18 protein-coding genes are annotated in these 15,759 nt (G+C 66.7%); all 18 read left to right on the top strand.

Annotation, left to right across the window (positions count from 1 at the left end):
* The first annotated feature begins 179 nt into the window (after positions 1–179).
* Positions 180–1,235, top strand: a complete 1,056-nt coding sequence (locus tag BUE42_RS30805) for a phage major capsid protein (RefSeq protein ID WP_073469249.1) — start codon at positions 180–182, stop codon at positions 1,233–1,235.
* Between the two features lie 120 nt (positions 1,236–1,355).
* A complete protein-coding gene (locus BUE42_RS30800; protein WP_143171868.1) occupies positions 1,356–1,958 on the top strand; it encodes a hypothetical protein in 603 nt (200 codons plus the stop codon).
* 22 nt (positions 1,959–1,980) lie between these two features.
* Positions 1,981–2,226: a hypothetical protein gene (locus BUE42_RS30795; protein WP_073469245.1), complete on the top strand. Its 246-nt coding sequence runs from the start codon at positions 1,981–1,983 to the stop codon at positions 2,224–2,226.
* 3 nt (positions 2,227–2,229) lie between these two features.
* A complete protein-coding gene (locus BUE42_RS30790; protein ID WP_073469242.1) occupies positions 2,230–2,916 on the top strand; it encodes a phage adaptor protein in 687 nt (228 codons plus the stop codon).
* Complete coding sequence (locus BUE42_RS30785) at positions 2,916–4,403, top strand: hypothetical protein (RefSeq protein WP_073469240.1); 1,488 nt, start codon at positions 2,916–2,918, stop codon at positions 4,401–4,403. Before BUE42_RS30790 ends, BUE42_RS30785 begins: the two co-directional genes overlap by 1 nt.
* Complete coding sequence (locus BUE42_RS30780; protein WP_073469238.1) at positions 4,400–4,885, top strand: hypothetical protein; 486 nt, start codon at positions 4,400–4,402, stop codon at positions 4,883–4,885. Before BUE42_RS30785 ends, BUE42_RS30780 begins: the two co-directional genes overlap by 4 nt.
* Before the next feature lie 2 nt (positions 4,886–4,887).
* The gene (locus tag BUE42_RS30775) at positions 4,888–5,091 is read left to right on the top strand and encodes a hypothetical protein (protein ID WP_073469236.1); all 204 of its coding nucleotides are present in this window, start codon (positions 4,888–4,890) and stop codon (positions 5,089–5,091) included.
* 10 nt (positions 5,092–5,101) lie between these two features.
* Positions 5,102–5,890, top strand: coding sequence for a hypothetical protein (locus BUE42_RS33555; RefSeq protein ID WP_073469234.1), 789 nt, complete (start codon positions 5,102–5,104; stop codon positions 5,888–5,890).
* 9 nt (positions 5,891–5,899) lie between these two features.
* Positions 5,900–6,712, top strand: a complete 813-nt coding sequence (locus BUE42_RS30765) for a hypothetical protein (protein WP_073469231.1) — start codon at positions 5,900–5,902, stop codon at positions 6,710–6,712.
* A 10-nt stretch (positions 6,713–6,722) separates the two neighbouring features.
* The gene (locus BUE42_RS33255; RefSeq protein ID WP_159445526.1) at positions 6,723–7,538 is read left to right on the top strand and encodes a hypothetical protein; all 816 of its coding nucleotides are present in this window, start codon (positions 6,723–6,725) and stop codon (positions 7,536–7,538) included.
* The gene (locus tag BUE42_RS30755; RefSeq protein ID WP_073469227.1) at positions 7,538–8,947 is read left to right on the top strand and encodes a hypothetical protein; all 1,410 of its coding nucleotides are present in this window, start codon (positions 7,538–7,540) and stop codon (positions 8,945–8,947) included. Before BUE42_RS33255 ends, BUE42_RS30755 begins: the two co-directional genes overlap by 1 nt.
* 9 nt (positions 8,948–8,956) lie before the next feature.
* Positions 8,957–11,185, top strand: a complete 2,229-nt coding sequence (locus BUE42_RS33250) for a hypothetical protein (protein WP_073469225.1) — start codon at positions 8,957–8,959, stop codon at positions 11,183–11,185.
* Positions 11,186–11,358: 173 nt separating this feature from the next.
* Positions 11,359–13,893: a hypothetical protein gene (locus BUE42_RS30745; protein ID WP_073469223.1), complete on the top strand. Its 2,535-nt coding sequence runs from the start codon at positions 11,359–11,361 to the stop codon at positions 13,891–13,893.
* A 105-nt stretch (positions 13,894–13,998) separates the two neighbouring features.
* Positions 13,999–14,400, top strand: a complete 402-nt coding sequence (locus BUE42_RS32820) for a hypothetical protein (RefSeq protein WP_143171864.1) — start codon at positions 13,999–14,001, stop codon at positions 14,398–14,400.
* A complete protein-coding gene (locus BUE42_RS30740; protein WP_143171863.1) occupies positions 14,393–14,794 on the top strand; it encodes a hypothetical protein in 402 nt (133 codons plus the stop codon). Before BUE42_RS32820 ends, BUE42_RS30740 begins: the two co-directional genes overlap by 8 nt.
* Positions 14,787–15,050, top strand: coding sequence for a hypothetical protein (locus BUE42_RS30735; RefSeq protein ID WP_143171862.1), 264 nt, complete (start codon positions 14,787–14,789; stop codon positions 15,048–15,050). Before BUE42_RS30740 ends, BUE42_RS30735 begins: the two co-directional genes overlap by 8 nt.
* Positions 15,047–15,472, top strand: coding sequence for a glycoside hydrolase family protein (locus BUE42_RS30730; RefSeq protein ID WP_073469215.1), 426 nt, complete (start codon positions 15,047–15,049; stop codon positions 15,470–15,472). Before BUE42_RS30735 ends, BUE42_RS30730 begins: the two co-directional genes overlap by 4 nt.
* A partial coding sequence (locus BUE42_RS30725; RefSeq protein WP_143171861.1) for a hypothetical protein occupies positions 15,469–15,759 on the top strand: 291 nt, incomplete at its 3' end. The genes BUE42_RS30730 and BUE42_RS30725, both read left to right, overlap by 4 nt.

The following is a 15,759-nucleotide window of genomic DNA, read 5'->3' as shown; positions in this document are numbered from 1 at the left end:
CCCCGCCCCGCCGGCGCGTAACCCAGCCTCGCGCACTGGAAGGGCCCGCCGCAGCCCCAATGCGGCAGGTGTGAGCCTGGTTCACCTCAGGCATGTGAGACGTATTGCGGCTTCGTCGCCCGTGACCCGGAGTGCTGCCCGTTGGGCGGCGCGATTCCTCACATGCATCGGAGAGCACCATGCCTTTTTCCGCACAAGACCTCATCGACGCCGGCAAGATCGGCCTCGACTACTTCCTCGCGAACGACCCGGTCGACCAGATCGCCCTGGAGCGCCCTCTGCTGAAGGCGCTGCAGGCGAAGAAGAAGACCGCGCCCGGCGCCAAGCAGTTCGTCGTCGAGCAGCTGCGCAAGACGTACCAGTCGAACTTCCAGTGGTACAACGGTTCGTCGATCGTCACCTACAACCGCCGGCAGACCATCGAGCAGGCGCAATACGCCTGGCGCTCGTGCCATGACGGCTTCGCGCTCGACGAGGACCGCCTCGCGCAGAACGGCATCACGATCACCGACAGCTCGGGGCCGAGCAACGCGACCGACGCCGAGAAGATCCAGTTCACCAGCCTGATCGAAGAACAGGCCGCGGCGCTGAAGCTGGGCTTCCAGGAGCAGTTCAGCTACCAGCTGCACCTGGACGGCACGCAGTCCACCGACGCGATCGGCGGCCTGGACTCGCTGGTGTCGCTGGCGCCGACCTCGGGCGTCGTGGGCGGCATCGACCGCGCGTCGAGCTCGAACGCCTACTGGCGCAACAACTTCTCGACCGGCCTGACGACCACGACCAGCACGGGAACGATCCTGAACCAGATGGAAGTGAACTTCCGTCAGTGCTCGCGCAACGGTGGCCGGCCGGACCTGATCATCGCCGGCTCGCAGTTCATCGACGGCTACCGCAACTTCGTGCTGAACACCTTCGGCCGGATGGACTTCGGCCCGTCGAACACGAAGGTGGTGGAAGGCGGCACGTCGGTGCTGCGCTTCCAGGGCGTGGACGTGCAGTGGTCGCCGGAGTTCCAGGAACTCGACGCCCGCTTCGCGCCGGCCACGCTGTGGGAGAAGCGCTGCTACTTCCTGAACACCAACACGATCCGTCTGCGCCCGCTGGCCGGCCACGACATGATCAGCCGCAAGCCGCCGCGTGCGTACGACCGGTACGAGTACTACTGGGCGATGACCTGGAAGGGCGCGCTCACCATGAACCGTTCGAACGCCAACTCGGTGCTCGCCCTGGTCTGAACCACTGCTGCTGAAGCAGTTGCCATCCTGTCGACGGCGGCGTGACAGGGGCCTTAGGGCCGGGGGATTCCTCCCGGCCCGTTTTTGAAGCCGCCACAACCCTCACAGAAGGAATTCACCATGGCCCGACCGTCCACCGCCCCGAGCAAACAGCTCTCCCGCCGCACCCTGGTTAGCATCAAGCGCGACCAGAACACCGTGTCGCCCCGCGTGGTGTGGGAGCACGAGATCCCCATCCTCCAGGCCATCCACGGCGAGGATGAGGTGCAGGTGCTCGACCCCTCCACCCTCGACGAGGGCTACAGCGCGAAGACCTCGTCCGCACTGCTGCCCTACAACAAGCAGCAGGACAACCCGGTCAAGCCGTCCGACAGCCAGTGCATCGGCTTCGTGTTCATCGGCGACCCCGAGTCCGAATACAACCGGCTGATCGACGCCTACGGCAACTCGGCCGAGGACGCGAAAACGCCGATGGCGCGCTTCGTCTACGGCCGGTTCCAGGAGCGCCGTTTCGCGCCGCTGCTGGGCAAGCCTGAGTTGTCGGACCTGCCGGCGGCCCAGCTGGTCGAGATCATCCTCAGCACCGGCTACATCGACCACGTCGCGCACGACGCGCCGCGCGAGGAGCGCATGGCGGTGGCCGAGCGGGAGAAGCGGCTGCGCGCCCTGCCGGCCGACCAGCTGCTGAAGATCGCCACCGAGCGCGCGCTCGAGCCGGCCTGACCCTCAACCACCGGAGACCAGCATGCTCAAGATCCTGATCGAGCGCGACGCGGCGACGCGCGTCCCGAAGGAGGTCGAAGACCTAGCTGCGGCGCGCGCCTACGAGTCGGTGGGCTTCTCGGTGCACCTGCAGAACGACGACGGCACGACGTCGCCACTGCCGGCCGATGCGCCGGCGGAGGTGGCCGCGCCGGCTCCTGCGCCGAGCCCGGCGGCCGCACCGAAGGCCGCACCCGCCAAGAAGGCCGCGGCGAAGAAGAAGCGCTGAGCCATGGCCTACCGTACGCTGGGCGCGCTGCGCGCCGAAGTCCTCGCCCGGCTGGGCATGGCCGGCATGGGCGCGTCCGGCGGCGCCAACCAGGTGCTGATCAACAGCTTCCTCCGCAATGGGCAAGCCATCCTGTACCGGCTGCAGGACTGGAAGCACATGACCGACTACTTCGACAAGACCACCGGGGTGTCGCAGAACCTGTACGACTACCCGGTGGCCGGCGTGATGGATCCGTCAATCGGCTGTGCGCGCGACAAGCGGGTGCTGCGCATCGAGACGAACATCAGCGGCGAGTACCGGGGGATCAAAGAGGGCATCACGACCGGGATGTGGTCGACGATGGACATGCAGGGCAACCCGGAGCGCTTCGAGCGCTTCAAGCAGATCCTCGTGTACCCGAAAGCCGATGCCGCCTACACGTTGCGGATCTGGTTCGTCGCGGACCTGCATCGCTTCACCGAGGAGGCCGATGAGGCAACCCTCGACGACGACATGATCCTGCTGCATGCGACAGCCATGGCGAAGGCGCACTACCGGCAGCCGGACGCCCAGCTGTACCAGGGGCAGCTCGACACGTTGCTCGGCTCGCTGCGTGGGCAGTCGTTCAACACGGGTGGCGTCTATCGCCGCGCGGAGCCGGACACCTACGAGCGCCGGCCCGCCGTGGCCGGCCGGGACGCGCCCTGATGCCGGCGATCACGTACGCCGACTTCTCCGGCGGCCTCGACCGCCGCCTGCCAATCAACGTGCAGGAGGCCTCGCGCTTGTGGGTGCTGCGGAACGCCTACATCACGCTCGGCAAGCGCGTGCAGAAGCGTCCCGCGATCGACATCGTCAGCAACTCCCTGACCGGCTCGGTCGGCCTGAAGGTGGTCAACGACCGGCTGACGGTGTTCACCGCCAAGGCGAGCGGATTTACCCCCCCGCCCGGCGTCAGCAAGATCGAGCTCGACCTGTATAACCCGTACGGCATCGGCTACGCGCAGCTGACGGACGTGGTCTACGCGGAGCAGTTCCAGGGCTTCCCGTACGTCGTCGGCTACTACTTCACCAAGTACACCGGCCCGTCCGGCTTCGCGGTGGATGGCTACACCTTTCGGCACAGCTATGTCGATGGCAATCCGAGCACGCTAATCACCGATTCAAACTGCCCACATACCCGAGCCGTCACGAAAGCTGCGAGTCGAATCTTCGCAATCGCCGACGAGGTCGTGCGATACAGCGCCGCCGGCGCCGCGCGCGATTGGACAACCGCCAGCGATGCCGGATTCCTTCCAACGTCGCTGCAGCAGGACACGAGTTCTGGCGCGCGCGCCGTGGGCGGCTACGCCGACAAGCTGGTCGTGTTCTTCGCCGAAAACGCGCAAATCTGGACCGTTGCGGTCGACCCGAGCGCGAACGCCTTCGTCAAGCGGATCGATGGTGTCGGCTGCTATTTACCGCAGTCACTCGCGACATTCGCCAACGACCTCATCTTCCTGTCGCCGTTCGGCTTCCGGTCGATGACGCAACAGGCGCAGACCGATCGCATCGACGACAACGACGTGGGTGTGGCGATCGACAAGCTGGTCGTTCCGGACATCGACGGCTCCTTGCCTGCTGCCGGAGTTGCGGACCAGGTGTTTGGACAGTGGATACCGCAACTCGGGCAATATTGGGCGATCTTCAACATGGGCACCTACTCGAAGGCGTGGGTCTACACCTATTCGCGCTCTTCGAAGATCGCCTGTTGGTCCGAATACACCTTCCCAATCATCATCACGGCGGCCACGACGCGCGGCGGCGAGGTCTTCATGCGCACGGCCGGTGAACTGTACAAGCTGAGCACCGAAGTGTTTGTCGACCAGCTGCAGACAGGCTTGGGCGACACGCCAATTCCCGTCGAGGTTCAAATGGCATTCCAGGACGCCAAGCAACCTGGCGTCGCGAAGCAGTTCTTCGGGGCCGACTACGTCGTCGAGGGCTCGCCGTCGGTGTCGTTCAAATACGACCCGCGCGACCTTGACAAGGAGGGCGTCTCGATGACGATTCCCGGCGACACGCGGCCTGGCGAGGTACAGGGCGTCGAGATGGTCTGCTCATCGATCGCGCCGGTGTTCCGGCACGCGGCCGACGAGGACTTCAGCCTGTCGGCCATGAGCCTCTACTACAACTCGCTCGGGCTCACCAGGTGAGCACCTTCACGGCGCTGACCCTAGCCGAATCGCTCGAAGTGGTCCGCGGTATGCGTGAGTGGGACCGGCGCGCGGTGCGGTCGCTACTCGGCGACATCGGCGAGGAAGACTTCGCCGCGTCGCGCTGGAGCACGGATGGTCCTGCCTGGACAGTGCACCAGGGCGGCGAGCAGGTCGCGATCGGCGGACTGCAGTTCGTGAACGCATGGACCGGGGTGTTCTGGTTCCTCGCGACCGACCGGATGGCTGGCCAAACGTGGGGAAAACTCCTCAGGCACACGCGCACAGTCATCTCCAACGCCAGCAATCCGGCGCACGAGCACTACCGGCACCGCATCGAGGCGTACACGCTCGGTGGGTGGGGTGGTGCTGAGCGGCTTGTCGAGCGGCTTGGCTTCGCGCTGGAGGGCACTCGGCGCGCAGCCGGCTCCGGCGGCGAGGACATCAACACGTGGGCCATCACCGGCCCGGCAAAGGGGTAGGTATGCCGACAGGACGCCAGGGACCGAACAGCCAGTACATCATCGACGCCGATGTGCCGGCGCAGGGTGGCTTCGTCAAGCCGGTGGCAGTACCGGCGACTGGCACATCGACCGGCCAGCCGAACCAGTGCGCGTGCGACGCCAATTTCTTCTACTACTGCATCGCGGTCAACACCTGGGTGCGTGCGCCCGTGGCGGCCTTCTGACTGGATCGCCATGAAGCGTTTCTTCTGCCTCCTGCTGTTGGTGTTGGCCGGCGCCGCGCACTCGTTCGGAGTGCCGTACGAGTTTTACGTTCTTCAAACGCTGCCTTCCGGCAGTGGTGCGTGGCAGCGCTATTTCGCGCCGCTGACGCCTGCGCCGAACACCAGCGGCGTGCTGATCTACGACGGCGCGACCACGCTGCCGGTGATGGGCTATGTCGGCTCCGGCTTGAACTGGGACGGCACGACGCTGAGCTCGACGGCGAGCGGCACGGTGTCGAGCATCACGGCAGGCGGCGGACTGAGCGGCGGCGTGATCACCACGACCGGCACCGTCAGCATGCCGAACATCGGCACGCCGGGCACCTACAGCGGCGTGACAACCGACCTGCAGGGTCGCGTGACAGCCGGCACCACGCTGAGCGTCAACGACACGCCCGGCCGCGCACTGGTGACTGCCACAAACGCGACCGGGTTTCAGATCAGCTCGGGCCGCAATGCGCGCGCCTGCTATGAGGGATCGTTCTCCACCACCAGCACGATCGGCGGCGCGGCTGCGGTGACGGTCTTCCTGGAGACGGCCGACACCAACAGCACCACCCCGGCCGACTGGACGACGAAGGCCCGGCAGACCTATTCGAATACCATCACGCTGGCGGTCGTGCTGCAGCAGGTGCAAAGCAACAACTGGAGCATGTGCCGCGACATCCCGGCCGGGAAGTTCGTGCGCATCCGATCCGGCTCGGTGAGCGGAACGGCGTCGGCGACGATCAACACGGAGCAGCAGGAAACCCTCCTGTGAAGGAACGACATGGGCGGCGGCGGCGGTGACGACTACTCGGCGAAGCAAGCCGAGATCGAGCGGAACAAGCAGAAGGCGCGCGATGCGCTGAATCTGTCGTTCGGCATCTCCGGAAGCGGGGCGGCGCCGTCTCGTTCCGACTTCACCTCTACTCGGTACGTCGACCAGATGCTGCCAAGCGGCACCGACAACGGCGGAGACGTGCTGACCAAGGTTCCGACCGATGCCTTTGATCAGGCGGGCTACGACAAAGCGCTGGCTGATTTCAATGGGTCGTCCGGCGAGGCGCAGAAGAACAAGGCAGCTCGCGAAGCACTCTACGGCAACGTGCGACAGAACGCATTCGACGCCGGCAAGCGCGGGCTCGACGAGAGCCGCGACAACGCCGCGCGTGATCAGAAGTTCGCTCTCTTCGCCCAAGGTCTCAATGGTGGCTCGGTCGACATCGACCAGGGCGCAACGCTCGGGCGCACCTACAACAAGGGCCTGCTCGACTTGGGCGCGAAGGCGGATGCCGCGCGTACCGGGCTCGAGTCGAGCGACGAAAATACGCGGCTCGGCCTGCTGCAGTCGATCGATGCGGGCATGGACCAGGGCAGCGCGCTCAGCTCCGCGCTGAACCAGCTCAAGACGAACAACGATCGCGCCAGCGCCGAGGCGCAGGGCACGACACTCGGCGATCTGTTCGCCGGGACCGGTCTGCTCTACACGAAGAGCAATCTTGCGCGCGGCAAGCAGGATGCGGGCGACTGGTGGGCATCGAACTACGGCAGCGCGCGGCCGAAGAGCGCCGGAAGCAACGGCATCGTGACGCAGACCTGAAGGAACGAACATGGCAGCAGCAATCCCTTACGCACTGCTCGCCGCTGGCACCTACGCCAAGATGCGCGGCGACAAGGCGGCGGCGAATGATCGCCGCGACATCCTGAATCGCTCACTGCAGCGCACGCAGGCGACGAGCGATGACGCCGCGCGCCAGGTGGTCGCCGAGGGGCAGCAATTCACACCGGACGCGCGCGCTGCGGCGATGCAAGGCCAGGAGAATGCGGCCTTCCAGCGCGCACAGTCCGATCTGTCGGCCGGCGGCGCAGGCGGCGCAGGCGGCGATGTGGTGGACACAGCCGGCGGCGCGGGCGCGAACTCCGCTGCGTTCGTCAAAGCCAAGGCCGACAAGGCAATCAGCGAAGGAAACCGCATCACGGACATTGCACGCGAGATGGCGCGCACCCGCGGTACGGGTGACCTGCTGCAGTCGGAAGGCCTGCGCCGCGCCGATTTGGTGCAGCGCCTGGGCAGCGCCGCCTCGTCGAGTCGCAACATGGCGCAGGCCGACCAGCTGGACGCGCAGAACGTCGACACGCCGCTCTATGGCAAGCTGGGCGGCCTCGCGCAGATGGCCGGGTCGGCATGGCTCGCCGGAGGGGCCGGAGCTGGCGCAGGCGGCGCAGCATCCGGCTCCGGCGCGACCGTCGGTGCCGGGCTTGGGGATGCCGCCGCGAGCGGTGCGCCGACCGCGCTTGGCTACGGCGCCGGCTACGGCATGCCCGCCGCGTCCTCGGCGGCCGGTGGCGGCCTGTCCGCGGCGATCCGCAATGCCGCCGCGATGTGGTCGGGTGGCCGCAACAACCGTGTTTTCGGAGGTGGCTGATGCCCCGCGCAACTTTCGGCCTTGACGCGCTGACCGGCGCGACGCCCGGCTTGTCGAAGCTGGCCCAGGCGTTCGCCGGCGGGAATGGCGCCTACCAGCAGGGCTATGAGGGCGAGCTCGGCAACCGCAGCAAGATCGCGCAGGCGATGGCTGCCGCTGCCGCCTCGCAGGCGAAGGCCGACCAGGACAACAGCGAGACGAACATCGTCCGCAGCCGGCCGGACCTCATCGACGAGAACATCGCGCTGGAGGCTGGCACGACGCTGCCCCTGGTGCGCGCGTTCCAGCAGTACACCCGCACCGGCGTCATGCCGACGCGCCAGCTGCAGGGTCCGGCGGATGAGGCCGGCAATGGCCCCGGCGTCGCGCCGGTGCTGGAAGACACCGGGCTGCAGAGCAAGATCGCGCAGGCTATGCGCCGCTCGCTGCCGATGCGCACGAACGTGAAGGACACGAACGTCGAGGACTTCGCGAAGGCGGCCGGCCTGTATCAGGGCCAGGATCTCACCAACGACGTGCTGAACGGGGCGCGCACGCCGGGCCAGGTTGGTGCGGCGCAGGCGGCGGCCGGCGGGAAACCGCTCTACCACTTCGATTCGTCGGGGCTGGTCGGCGACCTGTTCGGCGGCGGGCTGAACGAGTCAAGCGGCCGCGCGCAATCAGTCACCGGCAAGGAAGTCGCGCTCGGCAAGCAGGCGACGGCCGGCGCGGCGGAGAACTACGCGCAGGCCGAGGCAGCTCGCGCCAATGCGGCGAAGTCGCGCATGGAGATCGACCAGGGCGGCAAGACCGGCCAGGTGCAGGTCGTGACCGATGGCAATGGCAACATCACGCTGCTGAACAAGGCCACCGGTGTTGCGCGCGGTGCCGTCGGCCCGGATGGTCAGCCGCTGCACGGCAAGGCCGGCGCGCTGAATGGCGAACAGGCCAATGCCCTCGGCTTCGCCAACCGCATGCAGGCTTCGTCGAAGATACTTGGCGAACTGGCGGACAAGGGAGTGCTGCAGCCGAGTCGCGTGAAGCAAGTCGCCGATTCCGTGCCAGTGATCGGTGGTGGTCTAGGGGCTCTCGCGAACGGCCTTGCGTCAGCAGAGCAGCAGCAAGTCGAGCAGGCGCAGCGCGATTTCATCAATGCCGTGTTGCGTCGCGAATCTGGCGCTGCGATCGGGCAGAACGAGTTCGCCAACGCCGCCCAGCAGTATTTCGTTCAGCCCAACGACAAGCCGCCGGCCATCAAACAGAAGCGCGAGGCGGTGCAGCGCGCCATTCAAAGCATGCTGGCCGCGGTGCCGCAAGGAATGCGCGCGCTGCCCGATGTGCCGGGACTTCCGCCGCAAGGTGGTGCGACCCCGACCGCTGCCGCGCCGCCGGCAGGCAATCGGCCGCCGCTGTCGTCGTTCCAACGCTGAGGGTTCACCATGCCGTTCGATGTCGAAGGCGCCCGCAAGTCGGGCTACGGTGATGCGGAGATCGCTGACTTCCTGGCGAAGGACGGCAACTTCGACACGGCCGGCGCACGCAAGGCCGGCTACACCGACGCCGAGCTGATCACGCACCTGCGCCCGAAGGTCGAGAGCTTCAACGCGCAGCCGACGGAACGCCAGCAGCTGCTGTCCTCGGTGCCGATGCGGGTGGCGAAAGGTGGGAAGGACCAGATCGACGGCGCCGCGCAACTCATGCAGAAGGTCTTCGAGAAAGACCTGGTTTCGCGCGTCTCGAACTACTTTGGCGGCCCGTCGGTTTCGGACGTGGTCAACAAGGCGGCTGACAAGATCGGCGGCCCGGGCTCGTTCTTGGGCGACGTGCTGGGCGTGAAGGGGGCCAATTCTGAGCAGTTGCGCGGCGACATCGTCGACAGCAACGCCGAATACGAGGCGGCCCGCAAGGCGACCGCGCCGGCCAGCCTGACGACGCTGGTCACCGGTGAGAAGGATCCCGGCTTCGACTTCGCGCGACTGACGGGCAATATTCTCAGCCCGGCGAACGTGATCCCGGCGAAGGTTGCACCGGCGGCCGCGATCGGTGCAACCGTTGGCCGGCAGGCGCTGACAGGCGCCATTGCCGGAGGGGCCGGGGCCGCGTTGCAGCCGTCCACCGGCGAGAACTTCGCGGCCGACAAGGCGGGGCAGGTGGCGCTCGGCGCCGCGGCCGGCGGCACGCTCGCGCCGATCGTCAACAAGATCGGCACCTCCGCGGCGAACTTCATCAACCAGTGGCGCAACTCGCGCAACACGGTGAATGTCGACCCGGAGCGCCTGCGCGCGATGATTTCGACGCAGTTGCAGCGCGACGGCATCGACACGACCACGATCCCCGACACGGTGTTCCAGGGGCTGACGACCGACGTCCGCACGGCGCTGGCCAGCGGGCGGAAGCTCGACCCGACCTCCGCGCTGCGGCAGGGCGATTTCAACGCGCTTGGTCTGCCGTCGCTGCAGGGTCAGCTCACGCGCAACCCTGCGCAGTGGCAGCGCGAATTCAACCTGGCCGGCGTGGAGGGCGTCGGCGAGCCGTTGCAGGCAGTGCAGGCGGCGCAAAGCCGCGGCATCAGCGATCGATTCCGTCAGGGCGCGCGCGGCGCGGCCGATGCCTTCGACGCCGGCGATCAAATCGCCGGGCAGCTGCGCCAGGCGGATGAGGTGGCGAAGACGAACGTGCGCGCCGCCTACAAGGCGTTCCGCGACTCGACCGGGAAGGACCTCGAGGTGCCGCTGCAGGGCCTGGCGCAGGACTACGCCAACACGGTGCGCGACTACGGGCAGGCCATTCCGGGCGCAGTCCGCGGCCAGTTCGAGGAGCTGGGCCTGATGGGCGGCAAACAGCTGAAGTCGCTGAGCATCGATGACGCCGAGCGCCTGCTAAAGGTCATCAACAAGCACTACAACTCGCCGGACCCCGCGGTGCGCGGCGGCCTCGACGAGCTGCGTGGATCGCTGCAGCGGGCCATCACCGAGTCGGCCGACACCAGTGCCGGCGGCGCAGAGGCGGCGCACCTCGCCTCCGAGGCGCGCGCGGCCGCGGCGAGCCGCTTCCAGCAGATCGGCGCCACGCCGGCGCTGCGGGCCGCGACGAACAACGCACAGCCGGATGACTTCGTGCGCAAGTTCGTCACCGGCGGCAAGGTGAACGAGATCCAGAACATGATGAGCCTGCTGCCGCCCGACGGCCAGGCGCAGGTGCGCGCGCAGACGGTCGCCTACCTGCAGCAGAAGGCCTTCGGCGCCAACGTGGCGGGCGATGGGAAGGCCGCGCAGGCGACGTTCAACAACGAGCTGATGAAGATCGGCCGCCCGAAGCTGGTGGCGCTGCTCGGCGAAGACGGCGCGGACGAGATGTACCGGATCGGGCGCGTGCTGGCCTACATCAAGCAGGTGCCGGAGGGGGCAACGCCGAACACCTCGGGGACAGGGCAGATGCTCGCGTCGATGTTGGGCAAGACGAAGGGGCTGCGCGGGCTGCCATACGTGAACGACTACGTCGTGCAGCCGCTCGAGCGTTTCGGCCAGCGACGCGAAGTCACGCAGGCGCTATCGGGTGCGCCGACACAGCCGACCGAGATGGACCCCAAGCTCGTACAGGCGCTGTCGTCGCTGTTCGCGCCGGTGCCAGTCGCGGCTGGCGTTGCGACGGGCCAGATGCGCCGATAGGCGAATCGCGAAGGCCCAAAAAGCCGGGCCGAGCACGGCCGCCAGCAGGATGCGCAAGGTGTCGTTGTCCACGGCACCAGTGTAGCGCGAGGGCATTCGCGGGGAAAACGCCCCTCCATCGGCGATGCAATGCCGCTGAGGCTCGGCAGTCCGCCGGCCGCTGAGGCGCACCGATGGCACAGGCCCCGAACTACACCCCGAGCGAAGACTTCAGCCAGGACGAGCTCAACAACGCGGGCGGCCGCAGCACGATCCTCACGGAAGCGCTCGACGACGAGCTCTCGGCCATCTCCACGGCGCACAACGCGCTGAACGCCAACGTCCAGCTGAACCAGCGCGACGACGGCGAGATCCGCGACCAGCGGGTTAAGCTGCACACACTCGACCCCGTCGTTCTGAAGCTGGTGACGTCGTTTGGCGGCACGATCCGCGGCGCGTGGCTGACCGCGACGGCCTATGCGATCAAGGATGTGGTCACGCAGGGTGGTAACACCTACGTCGCCGCGGTCGCCCACACGTCCGGCGTCTTCGCGACCGACTTGGCGGCCGTTCGATGGGTGCTCGTGCAGGTTGGTACGGCGACTGCGGCAGCAGGAATTCCATTCTCCCCCACGGCCACGATTGCGGCGACAAACGTCCAGGCGGCGATCGATGAGGCGGACACCGAGAATCGCGCGCTGTCAGCAGCTGCTTCGGCCTCCGCCGCAGCCGTGAATGCGGCCCTCGTTGCCTATACCGCACAACTCGCCAACCCAGCCGGCGCGCTGAATGGCGCTGGTGCGATCGCCTACGGGCCGACCGTCAACTACGCCGTCGGCACGATCGGCTACTACGAACGGCTCGCGCCGCGGTTGAGCGCCTTTTCAGGCGCCGATCCGACCGGCGCTACCGACAGTTCGGCGGCCATCGTCACCGCCGTTGCGTTGACCCGCACGCTGCACATCGACAAGGGCACGTGGAAGTTCAACGTCACGTTGCCGCAGCGATTTCTTCTGTTCGGCGATGGCATCAACACGGTGGTGCAGGCGTTCAACACGGCGCTCGCGATCTTCACGTGCAAGTCAGCGCTGTTCTGGACCTACCAGGCTGAGTTCCGGGACATGGTGATGTCCGGGCCGAACCCTGGCGTGTCGAAGGTTGGCATCGGGGTCACGTTCGGCCAGACCGTCCCCGCCAACTATGTCGCAGGGGATGAGCAGGCTGGCAACACGCGATTCTTCGGGGTGTACGGCAAGGGCTTCGACAAGTTCATCCAGCGTCCGTTTGGGAACATCGGCGTCGAGGTCTACGGCTGCGGCGGGCAGGCCAACAAGTACGCCATCTATTCGCTGAACAACAAATTCGGCAGCGTGATGCACGCCGGGAACCTGCAGGTTTTCGGCGGCGAGTTCAGCGCCAATGACTGCGCGATCTACATCCACAACGATGCTGGCGGCTTCGGCGGCGTTCAACTGCACGGCACGATCCTTGAGCAGAACGGGATCAACCTCTACTGCTACACAACCAACACCCGCGACCCCGTCATGCTGGGCGGCGTGTGGAACGAAGGCAGCGGTGTGCAGCTCGGCGGCACATTCGCGCTCGACCAGTGGTCCGGGACGACGCTCAGCACAACCGTGTTCACGAATCGCTCCTTCATTCTGGATGGTGCAGATTCAACGTGGGAATGGCGCGGCGGCTTCTTCTGCGACGTGTACCTGAAGGCGGTGCGCTCGCGCGTCATGGCCTACAACGTCCGGGCCGAAGACCAAACGAGCTTCGCTGGCGGCCCGTGCACCGTCGACGATGTCGATTCGGTGATCATGGTCGACTCGCCGGAGACCGATGGCGGCACGGTGCGCGGTACTCGGATCCTGACGACCGGAATCGTGCAGACGAAACGCAACGCCATCTCGACCTCAGCCGATGCGCCGTGCCGCTGGTTCCACGTGCAACGGCGTGCGCAGATCCTGAAGAACGCACGCAGCACGACGGCAATCAGCCAGAAGTTCACGGCCTCGCAGACCACCACTGGCGCGTTCGCTGTGGTCGGCACCGTTTCGGCCGGTGGGAACATCTACCAAGCGAGCAACCTGTTCTCCGTCCCCTTCACGCTGACCTCGCAGTTCGTCAGCTTCCCGGGAACCTCCATCGCGACTTCGGCGAGCAGCTGGTACGTCTGCACGTTCGATGCGTTCCGGTCGTCCGGCGGCAGTCCGATGTTCTACTTCGGGGACCTCGGATCGAATCAACTCGGCGCGGCGATGACGGTGCCGGAGGTCGGGCGCTGGTACACGATCGGCATGATCGGTCAGGCTTCCGGCGTCGCAACGCTCAGCCTGTCCGCCGGCAACGTGGCAGCCACCTGTGATTTCCTGCTGTCGGCGTTCCAGGTACAGGCCTTCGCGACGCGGCATGAGGCGCAGGCCTTCCTCGCATCGCGCACCTATCTGGAAGTCGGCGTGGTTGACACGCTGCCATCCGCTGCCGCGCTGACGCTGCCATTTGCGTCGCCGGTCGTGAAGGTATCCGGGACCACCAGCATCACATCGATCAGCGCGACGAACCGAGCCGGCGATGTGGTCACCCTGATTTTCTCCGGCGCCCTGACCGTCACCGACGGCAGCAATCTTGTGCTGGCCGGCAATTTCGTCACCACCGCCGACGACACCATCACACTCGCCTGTGATGGATCGAACTGGTGGGAAGTCGCACGCAGCGTCAACTGAGGAACCACATGACCAAGATCAAAGCCTACTTTGCGAACCTGCTGCGCGCCGTCGCGAACAAGATCGATCCGCCTCCTGTGGTCGTGCAGGGCGGCGGCGGCCACGGTGAAGAATGAAGGCGCTCGCCTTGCTGTAGCGCTGCTGCTGATCATTGCCGGCATGCACTACCTGGGCGACCCCATCGCAAGCGGCTATGGACTCCAAGCCGCTGCCGCAGCCAAGGCCTGGGACTACGTCCTCCGCGGGCTTGGCGGGGCTGCTGTGCTGCTTCTGTGCGGGCTTCTTGCTCGCCGTCCTCTGGTCTGGCCTTTCGTCCTGTGGGGCATGGTTGAAGACCTGGAGCGCGCGGGCTGTCGACTGGCTCATCCGATGACTGCACCGCCGCCCGGAACTGAACTGTTCGCCGGCCTGTGCGGCGATGGTCCATATCGACTCGGTGTCATCGCGGCAGCACTCGCAGCCGCGCGAGTCGCTTACCTACTCTCAGGGGAGAACGACGATGGCTGAAGCCACGACAACCGCGGCGGTCTGCGTCGCAACCGGGGCGGTCATGACGCCCTTCTGCGCGGCGTTCGGGTTTGACCCGATGCTGCTGATGGGGGGCATGGTCGGCGGCATCGCTGGCTTCGTGATCTTCCAGACGCTGCTGCCATCGAAGGAGCCGATCTCGCCGCTGCGCCTGGTGCTGCTGTCGATCGGCAGCGTCCTGCTGAGCACGCTGGGCACCCTGCTGGTGGCGCCGACGATGGTGCGCACCTTCAACCTCGAAGGCGTCCCACCTGGTGCTGTGCGCCTGGCGGTCGGCGCCGTGATCGGCGGCTGCGCCCAGGTGATCGCCGCCAAGATTCGCAAACGGGTCGAGGACGCCGGCCCGGCAACCAAGGAGTCCGGCAATGCCTGACGTCGTCAACGCGCTCTTCTGCGCGGCAATCCTCGTGTGCACGGTTCCCGCAGCCTTCGCGATGCCACACCGCGGCATGTGGCTCGCGCGGCTGACCGTGTGGGCCATCGTGCTCTGGTGCGGCTGGTGGATCGCCTGCCTGCTGTACGCCTGGGCCAGCGCGAACGTGCTGGTGCTGCTGGTGAACCTGCTGCTGCTGTCGGTGCTGGTGGGCCGGCGCCGCGAGATCATGGGCCTACTGAGGGCATCTCGATGATCGACGAACTCACGGTGCAACTGCGGCGCGACGAGGACGAGGTCCTGCACGAGTACAAGGATTCGCTCGGCTACTCCACCATCGGCGTCGGGCGCTTGATCGACAAGCGCAAGGGTGGCGGCATCACCCGGGAAGAATCCGCCTACCTGTTGCGCAACGACATCGAGAAGGTGCGCCGGCAGCTCCAGGAGCGCGCGCCATGGACTGCGGCTCTCAGCGAGCCGCGGCTGGGGGTGCTGCTGAACATGGCCTTCCAGATGGGGATCGACGGCCTGATGGCATTCGAGAACACGCTGGTGATGATCGAACAGCGCGAGTGGGAGAAGGCCGCCAAGGCCATGCTGCAGTCGAAGTGGGCCGGGCAGACGCCGGAGCGGGCGCGCCGCTTGGCCGAGCAGATGCGCACGGATGCGTGGCAATGAACCCCTGGGCGCTCCTCGGCATTGTCCTGGTGGTCGGCGCGCTGACCGGTGGCGCGTACGTGCGCGGCAGGCACGACGGCGAGAACGCCGAGATCGCCAGCCGGCAGCGCGTCGAGGACGTGCGCGTCGCGGCTACCGAGGCGGCGGCCAGCGCCGTGGCGTCAGGCCTGGCGCGCATGAAGGTGACGAACACCACGATCCACCAGACGCTCGAGAAGGAAGTCCGTGAGAACACCGTCTACCGCGATTGCCGCTCTGGCCCTGGCCCTGTCGGCCTGCTCAACTCC

Origin of the sequence: Rhizobacter sp. OV335, from assembly GCF_900142965.1 — a bacterium.
GTDB lineage: Bacteria > Pseudomonadota > Gammaproteobacteria > Burkholderiales > Burkholderiaceae_C > Rhizobacter.
Note: the sequence above shows the minus strand (reverse complement) of the source record. Positions and strands in the feature narration are given on the sequence as shown.

What these genes read in the sequence shown, in the direction of transcription:
- BUE42_RS30805 (WP_073469249.1), top strand. Translation starts at nt 180, where the DNA reads ATGCCTTTTTCCGCACAAGACCTCATCGACGCCGGCAAGATCGGCCTC.
- BUE42_RS30800 (WP_143171868.1), top strand. Translation starts at nt 1,356, where the DNA reads ATGGCCCGACCGTCCACCGCCCCGAGCAAACAGCTCTCCCGCCGCACC.
- BUE42_RS30795 (WP_073469245.1), top strand. Translation starts at nt 1,981, where the DNA reads ATGCTCAAGATCCTGATCGAGCGCGACGCGGCGACGCGCGTCCCGAAG.
- BUE42_RS30790 (WP_073469242.1), top strand. Translation starts at nt 2,230, where the DNA reads ATGGCCTACCGTACGCTGGGCGCGCTGCGCGCCGAAGTCCTCGCCCGG.
- BUE42_RS30785 (WP_073469240.1), top strand. Translation starts at nt 2,916, where the DNA reads ATGCCGGCGATCACGTACGCCGACTTCTCCGGCGGCCTCGACCGCCGC.
- BUE42_RS30775 (WP_073469236.1), top strand. Translation starts at nt 4,888, where the DNA reads ATGCCGACAGGACGCCAGGGACCGAACAGCCAGTACATCATCGACGCC.
- BUE42_RS33555 (WP_073469234.1), top strand. Translation starts at nt 5,102, where the DNA reads ATGAAGCGTTTCTTCTGCCTCCTGCTGTTGGTGTTGGCCGGCGCCGCG.
- BUE42_RS30765 (WP_073469231.1), top strand. Translation starts at nt 5,900, where the DNA reads ATGGGCGGCGGCGGCGGTGACGACTACTCGGCGAAGCAAGCCGAGATC.
- BUE42_RS33255 (WP_159445526.1), top strand. Translation starts at nt 6,723, where the DNA reads ATGGCAGCAGCAATCCCTTACGCACTGCTCGCCGCTGGCACCTACGCC.
- BUE42_RS30755 (WP_073469227.1), top strand. Translation starts at nt 7,538, where the DNA reads ATGCCCCGCGCAACTTTCGGCCTTGACGCGCTGACCGGCGCGACGCCC.
- BUE42_RS33250 (WP_073469225.1), top strand. Translation starts at nt 8,957, where the DNA reads ATGCCGTTCGATGTCGAAGGCGCCCGCAAGTCGGGCTACGGTGATGCG.
- BUE42_RS30745 (WP_073469223.1), top strand. Translation starts at nt 11,359, where the DNA reads ATGGCACAGGCCCCGAACTACACCCCGAGCGAAGACTTCAGCCAGGAC.
- BUE42_RS30740 (WP_143171863.1), top strand. Translation starts at nt 14,393, where the DNA reads ATGGCTGAAGCCACGACAACCGCGGCGGTCTGCGTCGCAACCGGGGCG.
- BUE42_RS30735 (WP_143171862.1), top strand. Translation starts at nt 14,787, where the DNA reads ATGCCTGACGTCGTCAACGCGCTCTTCTGCGCGGCAATCCTCGTGTGC.
- BUE42_RS30730 (WP_073469215.1), top strand. Translation starts at nt 15,047, where the DNA reads ATGATCGACGAACTCACGGTGCAACTGCGGCGCGACGAGGACGAGGTC.